Source organism: Serratia sp. 121840015-1, from assembly GCF_053627655.1.
This window is the reverse complement of sequence record NZ_JBSEYF010000001.1, coordinates 2,502,514-2,519,173: the sequence shown is the minus strand read 5'-3', so window position 1 is coordinate 2,519,173 and position 16,660 is coordinate 2,502,514. Positions and strand designations below refer to the sequence as shown.

The 16,660-nt window shown below is 60.1% G+C and carries 15 protein-coding genes; 12 read left to right on the top strand and 3 right to left on the bottom strand.

The genetic code is table 11. The annotated features are described in order from the left end of the window. Positions 1 to 151 precede the first annotated feature (151 nt). The 6 genes from ACUXAC_RS12180 to ACUXAC_RS12155 all read left to right on the top strand — a co-directional run bounded on the left by ACUXAC_RS12180 (position 152) and on the right by ACUXAC_RS12155 (position 7,414). Positions 152 to 781: a helix-turn-helix transcriptional regulator gene (locus tag ACUXAC_RS12180; protein ID WP_387444386.1), complete on the top strand. Its 630-nt coding sequence runs from the start codon at positions 152 to 154 to the stop codon at positions 779 to 781. A 427-nt stretch (positions 782 to 1,208) separates the two neighbouring features. Further along, positions 1,209 to 1,796 carry a common pilus major fimbrillin subunit EcpA gene (ecpA, locus tag ACUXAC_RS12175; protein ID WP_004939148.1) on the top strand — a complete coding sequence of 196 codons (588 nt, stop codon included), beginning with the start codon at positions 1,209 to 1,211 and terminating at the stop codon, positions 1,794 to 1,796. 77 nt (positions 1,797 to 1,873) lie between these two features. After that, on the top strand, positions 1,874 to 2,542 hold the full coding sequence (locus ACUXAC_RS12170; protein ID WP_038880871.1) for an EcpB family pilus assembly chaperone: 669 nt from the start codon (positions 1,874 to 1,876) through the stop codon (positions 2,540 to 2,542). A 50-nt stretch (positions 2,543 to 2,592) separates the two neighbouring features. Continuing rightward, positions 2,593 to 5,112, top strand: a complete 2,520-nt coding sequence (locus tag ACUXAC_RS12165; RefSeq protein ID WP_421115200.1) for a fimbrial biogenesis outer membrane usher protein — start codon at positions 2,593 to 2,595, stop codon at positions 5,110 to 5,112. After that, positions 5,102 to 6,736: a fimbrial adhesin EcpD gene (gene ecpD / locus ACUXAC_RS12160; protein WP_387444393.1), complete on the top strand. Its 1,635-nt coding sequence runs from the start codon at positions 5,102 to 5,104 to the stop codon at positions 6,734 to 6,736. The genes ACUXAC_RS12165 and ecpD overlap by 11 nt, the downstream gene beginning before the upstream one ends. Before the next feature lie 9 nt (positions 6,737 to 6,745). Next, a complete protein-coding gene (locus ACUXAC_RS12155; protein ID WP_060438937.1) occupies positions 6,746 to 7,414 on the top strand; it encodes a fimbrial biogenesis chaperone in 669 nt (222 codons plus the stop codon). On the opposite strand, the gene ACUXAC_RS12150 is transcribed toward ACUXAC_RS12155, so the two are convergent. Beyond that, positions 7,411 to 8,877, bottom strand: a complete 1,467-nt coding sequence (locus ACUXAC_RS12150; RefSeq protein WP_308342969.1) for a sensor histidine kinase — start codon at positions 8,875 to 8,877, stop codon at positions 7,411 to 7,413. The two genes, ACUXAC_RS12155 and ACUXAC_RS12150, sit on opposite strands and share 4 nt — an antisense overlap. Positions 8,878 to 8,880: 3 nt before the next feature. Next, entirely contained in the window at positions 8,881 to 9,594 is a 714-nt protein-coding gene (locus ACUXAC_RS12145) for a winged helix-turn-helix domain-containing protein (protein WP_387444398.1), read from the bottom strand. Between the two features lie 150 nt (positions 9,595 to 9,744). Between ACUXAC_RS12145 and ACUXAC_RS12140 the strand changes: the two genes are divergently transcribed. The 4 genes from ACUXAC_RS12140 (at position 9,745) to ACUXAC_RS12125 (ending at position 12,029) form a co-directional block, all read left to right on the top strand. Beyond that, on the top strand, positions 9,745 to 10,356 hold the full coding sequence (locus ACUXAC_RS12140; protein WP_454266671.1) for a cytochrome b/b6 domain-containing protein: 612 nt from the start codon (positions 9,745 to 9,747) through the stop codon (positions 10,354 to 10,356). Positions 10,357 to 10,366: 10 nt separating this feature from the next. Further along, positions 10,367 to 11,143 (top strand): molybdopterin-dependent oxidoreductase, encoded by a 777-nt coding sequence (locus tag ACUXAC_RS12135; RefSeq protein WP_159317818.1) that lies wholly within the window; start codon positions 10,367 to 10,369, stop codon positions 11,141 to 11,143. Between the two features lie 59 nt (positions 11,144 to 11,202). Further along, positions 11,203 to 11,493 carry a pentapeptide MXKDX repeat protein gene (locus ACUXAC_RS12130; protein WP_049272450.1) on the top strand — a complete coding sequence of 97 codons (291 nt, stop codon included), beginning with the start codon at positions 11,203 to 11,205 and terminating at the stop codon, positions 11,491 to 11,493. Positions 11,494 to 11,558: 65 nt separating this feature from the next. Continuing rightward, positions 11,559 to 12,029, top strand: coding sequence for a YkgB family protein (locus ACUXAC_RS12125; RefSeq protein ID WP_033637683.1), 471 nt, complete (start codon positions 11,559 to 11,561; stop codon positions 12,027 to 12,029). A 44-nt stretch (positions 12,030 to 12,073) separates the two neighbouring features. Here the strand turns inward: ACUXAC_RS12125 and ACUXAC_RS12120 are convergent, their stop codons facing one another. After that, positions 12,074 to 14,113 (bottom strand): choline transporter, encoded by a 2,040-nt coding sequence (locus ACUXAC_RS12120; protein WP_060421320.1) that lies wholly within the window; start codon positions 14,111 to 14,113, stop codon positions 12,074 to 12,076. A gap of 398 nt (positions 14,114 to 14,511) precedes the next feature. Between ACUXAC_RS12120 and betI the strand changes: the two genes are divergently transcribed. After that, entirely contained in the window at positions 14,512 to 15,114 is a 603-nt protein-coding gene (gene betI, locus ACUXAC_RS12115) for a transcriptional regulator BetI (protein WP_387444404.1), read from the top strand. 14 nt (positions 15,115 to 15,128) lie between these two features. Continuing rightward, positions 15,129 to 16,601 carry a betaine-aldehyde dehydrogenase gene (gene betB, locus ACUXAC_RS12110; RefSeq protein ID WP_387444406.1) on the top strand — a complete coding sequence of 491 codons (1,473 nt, stop codon included), beginning with the start codon at positions 15,129 to 15,131 and terminating at the stop codon, positions 16,599 to 16,601. Positions 16,602 to 16,660 lie beyond the last annotated feature (59 nt).

Sequence of the window (16,660 nt, the reverse complement as noted above, 5' to 3'; positions counted from 1 at the left end):
TGCCCAACGCGATTGAAGGGCGGTGGATATGACAAAAATATTACAGTGTTGAAATAGAACGTTCGACTTTCATTTGGCGGGTTGCCGTGTGGCGCTTACGAGAGGTATTTCCCTTTCTCTACCGCTTTCTACCTCATTATGGTGATTATGTATGGTTAAAGCCGATTTCGGTGATGCGCTGCTATTTTTTGAACCCAGCTATTTAGTGAGAAGAGGAATGGAAGCATTTCTCGTTACCCAATCAAGTGACAGCTATTTTATCGACACCTTGAGGGAGCTGGAGGGGGTATTGAAAGAGGGAAAGCCTCGCGCGCTTATTATGGAGTTATATCATCAGAGAGAATATTTGTATGATGTATTACGGTTCGTTCTGACGGCAAAAAATGTTTGGCCGGAAATTCCCTTGGTGATTTTCACCGCGGTAGAACACCCCGGTATATTAGCGTTGTTGGCCGCGGATGCGCGCATAGCTATCGTGGCAAAGGGGGAGCCATTGCATTGCCTGAGTGACGCCATTGCGGCTGCGGGTGAGTTCTCCGGCTATCGTTCCCCGCATATTCGCGCCCGGCTGGTGCATCCGGCAGCCGCATTATCTGACAGTGAATGGCGAGTTTTGGCCATGATGGTTGCCGGCGCATCTCCAGGCAGCATCGCCAACGTGACCCGGAGAAGTTACAAAACCATAAGCTCCCATAAACTGAATATTATGCGAAAACTGGGCCTCAATCAGGCCGGCTTTATGCGGCTTATTCTTTCCCTGAGAACCCGATACCCTTCCTGACACAGGGCGAGAAGCCCCCTTTTTCTCTACAGCGGCCGATCTGGATTGGCTGCTGCCCCCTGCGTAAATCCAATCAATCTTTTCCCTCACCGAACAACGCCGGCGCTGAAATTTTGCACGGCCATGGGAAGGGCGAACAGAGCGTACTTGTGGTTAAACAATACCCGCCTTGCCGGGGTTAAACCACAATGTGATTGTGCTTTCATTAAAGGCTTAACCCGCTTTTTAATGTGATTGATGGGGGTTAAAACATTAATTGCGGGATTTAAATCTAAATATTTGAACTTTAATAGTTAATGATTCTTTTTTGATCGGCCAGGGATATTCTTGTGGCGTCAAGCAGACTGGCTAAACGCAGTGATGCAAACGGCTGGCTGAGAATGGACGAAAGAAAGAAAACATATTCAACATTGAAGGGAGTTATACCATGAAGAAAATGACACTGGCTTTGGCGATCGTTTCCGCCTTTGCAGCGGTCAGCACTGCTCAAGCCGCCGACGTTACCGCTCAGGCGCTGGCAACCTGGTCTGCGACTGCCAAGAAAGACACCACCAGCAAACTGGTTGTGACGCCGATTGGCAGCCTGGCCTTCAACTATGCAGAAGGCATTAAGGGTTTCAACAGCCAGAAAGGCCTGTTTGACGTCACCGTGGAAGGCGATACCACGGCCACCGCTTTCAAACTGACCTCAAAACTGGTCTCCAATACGCTGACTCAGCTGGATACTTCCGGTTCTACGCTGGAAGTCGGGGTGAACTATAACGGTGCGGTGGTCGGGAAAACGGCTGAAACCACCATGATCGACACCACCGCCGGCATTTTGGGCGGCAATCTGAGCGCCCTGTCCAACGCCTACAACCAGGCCGGCCGCACCAGCGCGCAGGATCAGTTCACCTTCAGCATCATCGGCGCGACGTCAAACGGCACCACCGCCGTCACGGATTTCAGCACGCTGCCGGAAGGTATCTGGAGCGGTGACGTCAGCGTCGAGTTCAACGCGACCTGGACTTCCTAATCCCTCGAACGATCTGCATCTGGCAGGGGGGAGACCTCCTGCTATTTATCGCTCATCAACGCCAGTGGAATACCGCAATGACACGCTTTTCTCTCGCCGTCACCCTGATGTTAATGCTGCTGCGGCCGGCTTTGGCGCTCGATGTGGGTGAGATCAGCGCCTTCATGCCTGGCGACAGCGCGCGCCTGAGCAAGGAAATCAAAAACACCACCGACAGCGGCCGGCTGGTGACCATCAAGATCGAACGCATTTCCAGTCCCCTGGCCTCCGGCACGGTGATCCCGATGAGCAGTCGGGATGAAATGCTGCTGTCGCCCGCCAGCCTGATCTTGCCGGCCAACGCCAGCGATGTGATCCGCTTTTACTACAAGGGGCCGAATGATGCCCAGGAGCGTTACTACCGCATCGTTTGGTTCGATCAGGCGTTGAGCGAGGCGGGGCAAAACTCGGCTCGGCGTAATGCCGTGGCCACCACGTCGGCGCGCATCGGCACCATTTTGGTGGTGGCGCCTCGGCAGGATCGCTTCGCCTATCAGTTCGCCAACGGACGGATCAAAAACACCGGCAACGCCACGTTCAAAGTGGTGGCCTACGGCAATTGCAGGAACAAGCAAGACGGCAGCGACTGCAAGGAAAACTATTTTGTGATGCCGGGGAAGGATCGCGCCTTCAGCAAGGTTGACGTCAACGATAAAAAAGGACGCGTCGCGCTGTGGCACGGCGAACAGTTTATCCCGGTGAAGTAATGCGCGCGTTATCCACGATGGATGCAAAACAATCACGCAAGGAGTGGCATGTGAACGCTGTGCTGTTGAGAACGCTTTTGGCTGCCGGTGCGCTGGCGCTCCCGACGCTGTTGCCTGGCCGGATGGCGATGGCGGCCGGTTTGACGCAGATTAACGGCGTGCTGATCCCGCACACTTTCAGCCTGGCGTTGCGCGAGGGGATGAGTATTCCGCTGTTGTTGCATTATGAAAAGAGCGATGGCGTCAAAGACGACAGCCGCATCGGCCATGCCTTTCTCTACCTGGATCAGGACCGGCTAAAGATTCGTCGGGTGACGCTGGAGGATAACGACGACGGCGCCCGGCTGACGGCGGCGATTGCCGGCCAGCTGCAGGCTTTGCAGGATGCGCCATTCGATCGGCAGCAGCATATTCGGATCGCGGACGACGCCTGGCTGGCGCTGGATTTCCGGCAGCTCAACCTGCAGCTGGTGGTGAAGGAATCCGCGTTGGGGACGGTGCTGCGCGCCCGCTCCAGCGACATCGGCGCGTCCAGCGTGGATGCCGTAAGCAGCACGCTGGATTATAACCTCGGGGTCTACGATAACCGGGCCCGCGCCAGCGAAGGCAATACCTCCAGTTATTTATCGCTCAACAGCGTCACGGCGTTGCGCGAACACCACGTGGAGTTGAACGGTTCCATCTACGGTATCGGCAGCGGCGATGAAAACGCCACGCTGTACAAAGCAATGTACGAGCGTGATTTCGCCGGCCGCCGTTTCGCCGCCGGCATGCTGGACAGCTGGAACCTGCAGTCGCTGGGGCCGGTCACGACCATCAACTCGAGCAAGATTTATGGCCTGTCCTACGGCAACCGCGCCAACTCGACGGTATTCGATAATTCCCAATCGCTGACGCCGATCGTGGTTTTTTTCCCCTCGGCCGGCGAGGTGCATCTGTCGCGCGACGGGCGGCTGCTCAGCGTACAAAACTTCGCGATGGGCAACCATGAAGTGGACACCGGCAGTTTGCCCTACGGTATCTATGACGTAGAGGTGGAGATCGTGGTCAACGGCAAAGTGGTCGATAAACGCATGCAGCGAGTGAATAAATTGTTCAGCCCCAATCGCGGTGCGAATGCGCCGCTGGCCTGGCAATTCTGGGGCGGGATGCTGCGCATGGACGACTGGCGAGGTGAACGGGAACGCCACCGCCCGGCAAAGGACTCTTATTTGCTTGGCGCTTCGGCTACCGGCAATCTGCAAACGCTTAATTGGGCGCTGTCGGGGTATTCGTTTGACGGCAATGCCGTCGGCGAGAGCCGCGTCAGCCTGCCGGTGACCGAGTCGATTCAGATCAACCTGCAAAACATGGCGGCCTCCGATCGCTCCTGGAGCCTGGTCAACAGCGTCAGCGCCGCGTTGCCCGGCGGCTTCAGCAGCGTATGGATCAATCAGGAGAAAACGCAGATTGGCGATCGTCTGTTGCAAAATGACGCCTATAACCGCGCCGTTGGCGGCAGCCTTAATCTGGGGGCGCTGTGGTCTCCGCTGGGCACCCTGAGCGCCAGCTACAACGACGATAAGAAGAACGACAGTCACTATTACAACGCCGACTATTACCAGAACATCTTTACCGGCCGCTTCGGCACGCTGGGCGTCCGGGCGGGCGTGCAACGCTACAACAACGGCAGCAGCAACGCCAATACCGGCAAGTACATCGCGCTCGATTTTTCACTGCCGATGGGCAACTGGCTCAGCGCCGGCGTTTCCAATCAAAACGGTTACACCACCGCCAACCTGGCGGCGCGCAAGGACATCAAGGACGGGCCGATCCGCACCCTGGGCGCCAACCTGTCGCGGGCGATTTCCGGTGATACCCGCGGCGACAATCGCTTCAACGGTGGTGGCTATGCGCGCTTCGACACCAAGTATTCGGCCGGCACGCTCAACGTCAGCAGCTCCGCCGACGGCTACGTTAACAGCAGCCTGACCGCGAGCGGCAGCATGGGTTGGCAAGGGCGTGATATTGCCATCAGCGGCCGCAACGAAGGCAACGCCGGGATTATCTTCAATACCGGCATTGAAAACGACGGCCTGCTGACCGCACGGGTTGACGGCCGGATGGTGAAGCTGAGCGGCAATAAGAATTACCTGCCTTTGTCGCCTTACGGTCAGTACGACGTTGAGCTGATGAACAACAAAAACTCGGCGGAGAGCTTCGACATCGTCACCAGGCGCAAGAGCAAGCTCACCCTGTATCCGGGCAACGTGGCGGTGATCTCGCCGGAGATAAAACAGATGGTGACGGTGTTTGGCCGCATCAAAGCGGAGGACGGCACGCTGCTGGCCAACGCCTATATCAAGAACCATATCGGCCGCACCCGCACCGATGAGAAAGGCGAATTTATCATGGACGTCGACAAGAAATTCCCGGTTATCGATTTTACCCACGGCGGCAATCAGACATGCGAAGTGGATTTGGATCTCAGCAAGGCGCAAGGCGCCGTGTGGGTCGGCGACGTGATCTGCACCGGGCTGAAAACCTATGCAGGCAATATGTCATCCGGGGAGTCTGACCATGAGAGCTAACGTTGCGCTGTTGTTGTTGGCGCTGGTCGCCCCCGCGCTGCAGGCGGCGGTCAGCCAGACCAACTGGCCGGATGCGGCGGTCATGAAATTTGTCTTCGTGGAGAACAACGCCGACGACAACTTTTTCGTCACGCCGGCCGGCGGGCTGGATCCGCGCATGACCGGCGCCAATAAGTGGACCGGGCTGAAATACGGCGGTTCCGGCACTGTCTATCAGCAGAGCCTGGGGTACGTGGATAATGGTTATAACACGGGGCTGAATGCCAACTGGCGCTATGACATGTGGCTGGAAAATGCGCCGATAAAGAATCCGTTCCTCGGCCTGCGCTGCATCAACTGGTATGCCGGTTGCAATATGGATACCAGCTTGATTCTGCCGCAGACCACCGACGAAAAGGGATTTTACGGCGCCGTGGTTACGCCCGGCGGCGCAAAATGGATGCACGGCATGATGTCGCCGAGCTTCTATCAGTATCTGAAGCAGATGGCGGCGGGCGAAGCTTTCAGCATGCAGATCAACGGCTGCCAAACGTCGGTGGCTTATGACGCCGCGGCCGGCGGCCGCTGTCGGGATCAGGCCAGCGGCAGCTGGTACAAGCGGACCGTCACGCACAGCAAGGCGGCCCACCTGCGCTTTATCAATACCAACGCCGTATCGGAAGTGTTCGTCAACAGCGATGGGGTGCCGATCATCGGCGAGGGCAATGCCGATTGCAAGAACCAGACCATCGGCGCTCGCTCAGGCATCATGTGCAAGATGGTCAGCTACGATTTGCAGACCGACGGCAGCGTGAGCAATACCTCGATTCATATTTTCCCGGCGATTAACCATGCGGCGCTGTCCTCAGCGGTGAACGCCGCCGATCTGCAGTTCAGTCTGAACGGCAACACCTGGAAAAACACGTCGGGCACCGGCAGCTACTATACGTTTAACGAGCTGAAGAGCAGCAACGCCGTCTATGTGTTCTTCTCCAGTAACTTCTTCAAACAGATGGTCGCGCTGGGGATTTCCGACAGCGGCACCCGCGATCTGATCAATTTCCGTTTTCAGAACACCACCTCGCCGGAGTCGGGATGGTATGAGTTTTCCACTTCAAACCAGCTGATTATCAAGCCGCGCGATTTCAGCATCAGCATTATTTCCGATGATTACGACAACAGCCCACACCGTGAAGGCTATGTCGGCCCGGCGGAGCCGGCGCTGGAGTTCGGCTACTTCGTGACCACCAGCGGCAAAACCGCCGCCGATCAGGTGAGGGTGATGGCGACCGGGCCGACTCAGGTGATCAACGGGGTGAACTATTGCCTCTTTTCTTCTGCGGATAACACTACCCAGGTGCCGTTCCCCGCCACCCTCGGCATCACCACCAGCACCAACGGCCAGCAGAGCTTCGCCGCCGGCTGCGATGGCCAGTGGCACGACATGACCAATGCGCTCTGGAGCAGCACGCCGTGGAATGATATCTCCGGTGAAGTGGGGGTGCTGAACAAGACCCACGTGACCTTTAGCATTCCGATGAACAATCCGATCTCGCTGAGAACCGTCGACGGCAACGGTTGGTATGGCGACGTCAGCGCCGCCGGTGAAATTCATGTCGAAGCCACCTGGCGCAACATCAATTGAGGGCAGGGCGTGAAACTTGTACTGATAGGGTTGCTGTGTTTGTCCTTCCCCTTTACCGCCGCCGCGATCAATGTCGGTACCCTGACGTTTGCCATGGATCAGGATCGCTCATTCACCGCCAAGCGGGTGTTGAATAACAACCGCAGTGCGCGCCTGTATCAGGTGAGCATTCGCGCCATCGATCGGCCGGGAGAGCGCGAGGTGCGCAGCCGGCCGGCGGACGGCGAGCTGCTGTTCGCGCCGCGCCAGCTGACGCTGCAGGCCGGGCAGGCGGAGTACTATAAGTTTTTCTACCGCGGGCCGCAGGATAATCGCGAGCGTTATTACCGGGTGTCATTTCGCGAAGTGCCGACCCGATTGTTCGAGCCGGGGCCGCGTCGGGGCGCCGGCGTCAACCTGGAGCCGATCGTGGTGATGGACACCATTCTGGTGGTGCGCCCGCGTCAGGTAAACTTTGCCTATCGGCTCGATACCCAGCGCGGTACGCTCACCAACACCGGCAACACCTACTTCAAGTTCCTGCTCAAGCCGGGCTGCAACAGCACGGATGAAGAGGGCGTCACCGAATACCTGCGCCCCGGCGATACGCTGACCCATGCCGGTATTCGGCTGAAGGGGCAGAAATTCATTATCTATAACGACAAATTTATCAGCGTCGATCGCAGCTGCCTCGATTAACGCGGCGGAATGGCAAAGCGGAAGCAAGCGCCGCTTTGCGCTTGTTCGATCAGCTGAATATCGCTGTCGTGCAGCTGCAGAATGCGCCGCACGATCATCAGGCCCAGTCCGCCGGAAGGGCGCCGGGCGCCGCTCAGGACAGACGGGCGCACGAACAGATCGGCGCGCAGCGTCTGGGGAATGCCGGGGCCGCTGTCGCTGACCTGCACCATCACCCGATCGTCCTGCCGCCACAGCCGCACGCCGATGTCGCCGCCGGGCGGCGTATGGCGAATGGCGTTGTCCAACAGGTTGGTCAGCACCCGCTCAATCATGCTGAGATCGGCGAACACCGGCGGAATGCCGGGGGGAATGTCGGCATGCAGCCGCTGGTAGCGCGCCTCCGCCGCCAGCTCGAACTTTTGGAACACGTCCTGCAACAGCTCGCTGAGGGAAAAAGGCTCTTTCTGCGGTTTCACCACGCCGTACTCCAGCCGCGCCAGCTCGAACAGCTCCTGTGCCAGCTTGCCCACTTTGCGGCTCTGCGCCAGCGCGATCTCCAGATAGCGACGCCGATCGGCTTCGCTCAGGGTGGCGGCCTTGACCGACAGCGTCTCCAGATAGCCGTGCAGCGAGGTGAGCGGGGTGCGCAGATCGTGCGAGACGTTAGCGATGAATTCACGCCGCAGCCGATCCTGCTGCGCCAGCGTTTGCCACTGTTCGGCAAGGCGCTGCGCCATACGGTGGAAGGCCTGCTGCAGCTGGCTGACTTCGTCGCGCCCGGCCCGTACCGCCGGCAGCGCCGCGTAGGCCTGCACCGCCTCGATGCCGCCGCTGTCCAGCGCGCTGACCTGCCGGGTCAGGCGACGGATAGGACGCGTTACCCAATAAAACGCGAAGCCGCCGGCCAGCAGGCTGAACAGCACCATCAGCCCGGAGGTCCACAGCGCCATCCTGACCGCCGAGTTGAACTGGGCGTTGCTGGCCAGCGCCGTGTACTCTTCGCCGAGCAGCACCACGTACAGATAGCCTTCGATCCGGCCATCGACCTTAAGCGGCGCGACGCTGAACACCTTACGCCCGTCCACGCTGCGCGGATCGTCGCCATACACCGGCATCGGCGCGCCACCGAGCAGCGCCTGCAGCGGCGGCAACGCGACCCGCTGCCGCTTCAGATGCCCGGCCGGCGCGGCGTTGCCGATAATCGCGCCCTGTTTGTCGAGCAGGTAAACCTCAACGCTGGGATTCACCGCCATCAGCTGATCGAACAGGGTATGCACCGCCTGCGGATCCGGCCCGTTCACCCCCAGCAGCGGGTTGCTGTCGGCGATATGCTGCGCCAGGTTGCCGGACAGGCGCTGGATCACCGCCTGGCTGTACTGGGTGCTGCTGCGCACCTGCATCCAGCCGGAAAAGGCGCAGCCGATGACGATCAGCAGCGCGAAGATCAGCGTGAGGCGTTGCGCTAACGTAAGGTTTTTCATGGCTCACTCTTGCGGCGCGGCCGCGAATTTATAGCCCATGCCCCACACCGTGAGGATGCGCTCGGGTTCCGCCGGGTTGCGCTCGATCTTGATGCGCAGCCGGTTGATATGGGTGTTGACGGTGTGCTCATACCCTTCGTGCTGATAGCCCCAGACCTGATTCAACAGGCTGAGGCGCGAGAACACCTGGCCCGGGTGGCGGGCGAAAAAGTACAGCAGATCGAATTCGCGCGGCGTCAGCTCGACCGGCTGCTGGTGCAGGTGCACCTCGCGGGCGATCGGATCGATGGTCAAATCGCTGAAGCTGAGCACGCCGGCGTCCATGCGCAGGTTGCGGCTCATCGCTTCCTGGCGGCGAAACAGCGCCTTGACCCGCGCCACCAGCTCCAGCATGGAGAAGGGCTTGGCCAGATAGTCGTCGGCGCCCAGTTCCAGCCCCAGCACGCGGTGCACCTCGCTGGAGCGCGCGCTGGTGATGATGATTGGCGTGTAACGCGTCATGGTGCGCGCCCGGCGGCAAATCTCCAATCCGTCCACGCCCGGCAGCATCAGATCGAGGATGAGGGCGTCCCAGCCGCCCTGTTCCAGCATCGCCATGCCCCGGTTGCCGTCGGCGGCGTGGCTGATGGCGTAACCCTCGTCGCGCAGATGCAGCTGCAGCAGTTCGGCGATGTCGCCGTCGTCCTCGACGATCAAAATTCGTTTTGGCTTGTCCATTCTCATTACCGCTGATTGCCCGTTTCTCTCTGAAGTCTACACAACCCCCACCGGCGGAGTTATCACATTTTATTTAACTTTGCGTGAGGTCTTGGGGAACAAATCCGGGGAATACTCGGCTCATCGCCTCATTGGTCGCCAGGAGTTCGCATGAGCCTCACTCTCACCCCGGAACAACGCCAGACGGTGCATCCGCTGTGGCTGCGGTTGACGCACTGGCTGAATGCGCTGGCGATGCTGATCATGGTGACCAGCGGCTGGCGCATCTACAACGCCTCGCCGCTGTTCAACTTCAGCTTTCTCAATGAGCTGACGCTCGGCGGCTGGCTGGGCGGCGCGCTGCAGTGGCACTTCGCCGGCATGTGGCTGTTCGGCGTCAACGGGCTGTGCTACCTGCTGATCAACCTGGCCAGCGGGCGTTTCAAACGCAAGTATTGGCCGCTCAGCCCACGGCAGTTTCTCGCCGATATAGGTGCCGCGCTGCGCGGCAGGCTGCAACACGCCGACCTGCGCCACTACAACATGGTGCAACGCGTGGCCTATCTGTCGGTGATGATCCTCGGCGTGATGAGCGCGCTGTCCGGGCTGGTGCTGTGGAAATCGGTGCAGTTTCCGCTGCTGCGCACGCTGCTCGGCGGTTATGAGGCGGCGCGCTATATCCACTTTTTCGCCATGTCGGCGCTGGTGGCCTTCGCCGCGATTCACCTGGTGATGGTGGCGCTGGTGCCGCGGACGCTGCTGGCCATGCTGCGCGGACGCTAAGGAGTGAATGATGGAAAAGGATAAACAGATCATGACGATCATTGAAGGGCAGGCGATCGTCAAAGAAGCGCAGCGGCTGTTGAGCGCGCCTTCGCGCCGCCGCTTTCTGCGCAACGGCCTGACGCTGGGCGGCATCGCCATGCTCACCGGCTGCGATCTCAGCGATAACGCCAACGTCGAACAGGCGCTGAACCGCATCTCGCGCTTCAACGATCGGGTACAGGGCTGGCTGTTCAATGACGATCGCCTGGCGCCGGTCTACCCGGAATCGATGATCACCCGGCCGTTCCCGTTCAACGCTTTCTACGCCGAGGAGGACGCGCCGGACATCAACGGCGACGATTACCGGCTGGAAGTGGCGGGACTGGTGCAGGACAAACGCGCCTGGAGCCTGCCGCAGCTGCACCGGATGGCGCAGGTTAGCCAGGTGACGCGCCATATTTGCGTCGAGGGCTGGAGCGCCATCGGCAAGTGGGGCGGCGTGCCGTTCGCGACCTTTCTCAAGGCGATCGGCGCGGATCTGAGCGCCCGCTACGTCAGCTTCAAATGCGCCGACGATTACTACACCAGCATCGACATGGCCACCGCGCTGCACCCGCAGACGATTATTGCGCTGACCTATGACGGCCAGATCTTGCCGCGCAAGTACGGCTACCCGATGAAACTGCGCATGCCGACCAAGCTGGGTTACAAGAACCCGAAACACATTCAGGTGATCGAGGTCACCAACCGCTTCCCGGGCGGTTACTGGGAAGACCAGGGTTACAACTGGTTTGGCGGCAGCTGAGGCGGCCGCCTGCCATTCTCCGGCACCCCGGTGCCTTTGACATGACGGAAGGAAATACCATGAAAAAGTTATTCGCAATGATGATGTGCAGCGCGTTGATGCTGGGCGTGGCCGGCGCCAACGCCGCCGATGGCATGAGCAAAGACGCGATGAAAAAGGACGGTATGAGCCAGATGTCGCACGACGGCATGGCCAAAGACGGCATGAAGAAAGCGTGCATGGGCAAGGAGTGCATGAAGAAAGACAAGATGGGCAAAGACGCGATGAAAAAGGATGGCATGGCGAAAGACGGTATGGCCAAAGACGGCATGAAGAAAGACGAAATGAAGAAGGACGCGATGGGGCACTAAGCCGCCGCACCCCGCGGCCGCAAGCGGGCGATCCGCTGCGGCCGTGGGCAACATAAGGAGAGAGGATGATGCTGGCGACATGGCTGCGGCGCTTTCAGCGCTCGAACGGGGACGTTATCTTTATGCGCGCGGCGCTGGTGGTGATCTTCGCCGCCTTCGGTTACGCCAAGTGGTTTGATTACGAGGCGCAGGGGCTGGTGCCGCTGATCGGCAACAGCCCGCTGCTGAGCTGGATGCATCAGGCGTTCGGCATCCGCGGCGCCAGCTATGCGCTGGGCGTCGCCGAGTGGAGCTTCGGCTTGCTGCTGCTGGCGGGATTCTGGTCGCGGCGGCTGGGGTTGCTGGGGGCGATCGGTTCGACGGTAACCTACCTGACTACGCTGACGCTGATCTTTTCCACGCCGGGGGCCTGGGAGCCTTCCGCCGGCGGTTTTCCGGCCATGGCCGGCGCCACCAGCTTTTTAATCAAGGATCTGGTGTTGCTGGCCGGTTCCCTGGTGCTGCTGAAAGCCGACTTGCCGGCCGAGCAGGCATAAAAAAGGGCGTAGCCTGGCTACGCCCTCTCGTGATTTATCGATCGTCACATATCCGGGAAGGTCAGGGTGCCCCCCGGCGCTTCGCGATGAATGTGCAGGAAGTTCAGGTGCTTCTCGTACTGGTCGAGGATATCGCCAATCACCTGTTCCTTGCTGTAGTCCATCAGGTCGTTGCCCTGGGTGCCTTCCATCAGGAAGGTTTCCAGCCGGTAGTAGTGCGACTTGCCGGAGCGGGCGCGGTAGGTGAAGCCCGGCACCGAGTAGCGCATCGGCCAGATCTGATAGATAAAGTTCTGTTCCTCGCCCAGGCGCACCAGCAGCTCCAGGTGGTTCAGACGCTCGTCTTCGGTCGGCGGCACTTCGCTGAACTCCACTTTCGCGCCGCGCAACTCCAGCTCGCGCGCCACGTCCTGCATCGCCGGACGGCAGACTTTATCCAACATTTTCTGCGTGTACTGGGTGCCCGGGTAGTTCATCACCCGCGACAGACGCTGTTTCCAGTTGAGCACGTCGTGGCTGGAGACCGGCACCGGCGCCAGGGTGCTGAGCGCGCTGGCCTTGCGGTAGTCTTCCACCCGCAGCGATTTGTACAGCCCGGCCATCACGAAGAAGATCACGAAGCTGAACGGCAGGCCCATGATTACCGTGGTTTTCTGCAGCGCCGGCACGCCGTCGGTCATCAGCATGCCGATGGTCAGCAGGCCGATGGCCACCGACCAGAAAATCCGCAGCCAGTTCGGCGCATCATTATTGATGTCGGCCAGGCGCGAGGTGAAGTTGCCCAGCACCAGCGAGCCGGAGTCCGCCGAGGTGACGTAGAACAGCAGGCCGGTGATGGTGGCCACCGAGGCGCTGAAGGTGAAGCCGGGGTATTGCGCCAGCAGACTGTAGAAGCCGCGCTCCGGGAACTGCATCACTTCCTGCGCAAACTCGGCGTTGCCGTGAATGATCTGGTACAGCGCGCTGTTGCCGAAGATAGACAGCCACAGCAGGGTGAACACGAACGGTATGATCAGCGTGCCGACCACGAACTGGCGAATGGTGCGCCCGCGCGAGATGCGCGCCAGGAACAGGCCGACGAACGGCGACCACGCCACCCACCAGGCCCAGAAGAACAGCGTCCAGTTGTTCATCCACTCCACCGGCCGATCGAAGGCGAAGCTGTTGAGCGTCATGCCCATAAAGCGATTGACGTAATCGCCGACGTTGAGCACCAGCGCGTTGAGCAGGAACTCGGTGTCACCGAAGAACAGCACGAACAGGATCAGGCCCAGCGCCAGCAGCACGTTCAGCTCGGACAGGATGCGGATGCCCTTGTTGACGCCCGAGGTGACCGAGATGGTGGCCATGATCACCGACAGCAGGATCAGCGAGCCCTGCACCGTCAGGTTTTCCGGGATCTCGAACAGCACCTTGAGGCCGTAGTTGAGCTGCACCACGCCGATGCCCAGCGTGGTGGCGATGCCGAAGATGGTGCCGAGCACCGCGGCGATGTCCACGCTGTGGCCGATCGGGCCGTTGATGCGCTTACCGAAGATCGGGTACAGCGCCGAGCGGATGGTCAACGGCAGATTGTAGCGATAGCTGAAGTAGCCGAGGGCGATGCCCATCAGCGCATACATCGACCAGCCGGTCAGGCCGTAGTGGAACAGCGTCCAGACCATCGCCTGGCGCGCGGCTTCCAGCGTTTGCGCGTCACCTTCCGGCGGCATCATGTACTGGGTTACCGGCTCGGCGACCGAGAAGAACATCAGGTCGATGCCGATGCCGGCGGCGAACAGCATCGCCGCCCAGCTCATCAGGCTGAATTCCGGCTTGGACTGCTCCGGCCCGAGCTTGATCGAACCGAAGCGCGAAGCGGCGATAAACACCACGAACACGATGTACAGCGTCGCCGCCAGCAGGTAGTACCAACCGAAGGTGGCTGACACCCAATTCAGCGTGCGGGTGATCCACTGCCCGGAGAAGTCGGTGAAAAAGATGGTCATCAGCGAGAAGGCCAGGATCAGCCCCGCCGAGGTGAAGAAAACCACAGGGTTGAGGCGGTCCTGCTGCGGTTTGGAGGAGGTTTCGTGGGTTGTCATCGTCATCCTCTGAACTGAGAAAATCGTGCCGCTCCGTATTCCGGGGCGCGTTGGCCTCTGAAAAACGGGCGAATGAAGGCGGCGGCCGTCTCCGCAGAGGAGGGCCTGAATGATGCCGCTTTCGCCTGTTGCTGAAGCGCCGGAGCACTTCGCGGCGGGAACCGCTTACAGCCACTGATTTTGGTCAGATTCGTTAATTACCTCACAAAAATCAGCCAGTTCCACAACCAGATAGTACAAATTTTTAACCAGGCGGCAATAAAATATATGCAATTTTTATTGAACGTTCAATCAAAAAAAAGTTTAATAGTCCTCATGATGACCTGAATCACGGGCGAAACGGCAGTGAAATTTGCCCGCTGAGATAAGGCCGAAGTCGGTTTTGTGAGAGTCGAAATATGCCAAAGGTAGGAATGCAGCCAATCAGAAGGCAGCAGTTGATTGATGCCACGCTCGCCGCGGTAAACGAAGTGGGAATGCATGACGCCACCATCGCGCAGATCGCGCGGCGGGCCGGCGTTTCCAACGGCATCATCAGCCATTATTTCAAGGATAAGAATGGCCTGCTGGAAGCCACGATGCGCTATCTGATCAGCCATCTGGGCGAGGCGGTGAAGCTGCGCTTGCAGGCGCTGACCGATAACAGCCCGGCGGCGCGGCTGCAGGCGATCGTCGCCGGCAACTTCGACGACAGCCAGATCAACAGCGCGGCGATGAAGACCTGGCTGGCCTTTTGGGCCAGCAGTCTGCACCAGCCGCAGCTCAACCGGCTGCAGCAGGTGAACGGCCGCCGGCTTTATTCCAACCTGTGCGCCGAGTTTCGTCGCGTTATGCCGCAGCCGCAGGCGCGGTTGGCGGCCAAGGGGCTGGCGGCACTGATCGACGGACTGTGGCTGCGCAGCGCGCTGCGCGGCTCAGCGTTCAATCAGTCGCAGGCGTTGGCGCTCACGACCGAATACATCACGTTCCAACTCCAGGGGCAAACGCCGCCCGGAGGATAACCCAAGGAGATCCTATGTCCCGTTTTGGCTTGCAGAAGCTCTATATTCATGGCGCCTATGTAGACAGCACCGCTGGAAAAACCTTCAACGCCATTAACCCGGCGAACGGCGAAGTTCTGGCTGAAGTCCAGTCCGCCGGCGCTGAAGACGTCGATCGTGCGGTGGCCAGCGCGGCCAGCGGGCAGAAGGTGTGGGCGGCGATGACGGCGATGGCGCGTTCGCGCATCCTGCGTCGCGCGGTGGATATTCTGCGCGAGCGCAACGATGAGCTGGCGGCGCTGGAAACGCTGGATACCGGCAAAGCGATGTCGGAAACCACCGCGGTGGACATCGTCACCGGCGCCGACGTGCTGGAGTATTACGCCGGCCTGATCCCGGCCATTGAAGGCGAACAGATCCCGCTGCGCGATACCTCGTTCGTCTACACCCGCCGCGAACCGCTGGGCGTGGTGGCCGGCATCGGCGCCTGGAACTACCCGATTCAAATCGCGCTGTGGAAGTCCGCGCCGGCGCTGGCGGCGGGCAACGCGATGATCTTCAAGCCGAGTGAAGTCACGTCGTTGACGGCGCTGAAGCTGGCGGAAATTTACACCGAAGCCGGCCTGCCGGACGGCGTATTCAACGTGGTGACCGGCAGCGGCGCGGAGGTGGGGCAGTACCTGACCGATCATCCGGGCATTGCCAAAGTCTCTTTCACCGGCGGGGTGAAAACCGGCAAGAAGGTGATGGCCAACGCGTCGGGATCGACGCTGAAAGAAGTCACCATGGAGCTGGGCGGCAAGTCGCCGCTGATTATCTTCGACGATGCCGATCTGGATCGCGCTGCCGATATCGCCATGATGGCCAACTTCTACAGCTCCGGGCAGGTGTGCACCAACGGTACCCGCGTCTTCGTGCCGGCGGCGCTGCAGGCACAGTTTGAGGCGAAGATCCTCGAGCGCGTGAAGCGCATTCGCCTCGGCGATCCGACCGATCCGCAGACCAACTTCGGGCCGCTGGTCAGCTTCGCGCACATGGAGTCGGTGCTGCGCTTTATCGAGAGCGGCAAGAACAGCGGCGCGCGCCTGCTGTGCGGCGGCGAACGCGTCACCCACGGCGAATTCGGCAAGGGCGCTTACGTGGCGCCGACGGTATTCAGCGACTGTCGCGACGACATGGAAATCGTGCGTGAGGAGATCTTCGGGCCGGTGATGAGCATTCTCAGCTACCAGAGCGAAGAGGAAGTGGTGCGCCGCGCCAATGATACCACCTTCGGCCTGGCCGCCGGTGTGGTGACCAACGATCTGGCCCGCGCGCACCGCGTGATCCATCAGCTGGAAGCCGGCATTTGCTGGATCAATACCTGGGGCGAGTCGGCGGCGGAAATGCCGGTCGGCGGCTACAAGCAGTCCGGCGTCGGCCGCGAGAACGGCCTGACGACGCTGGAGCACTACACCCAGATCAAATCGGTGCAGGTTGAGCTGGGCGAATACGCCTCGGTATTTTAACTATCCCCGTCGTCTTTCAAGCTACAGCGTTGTTGGCTGCGAGCGCAGACCCCAGTCAC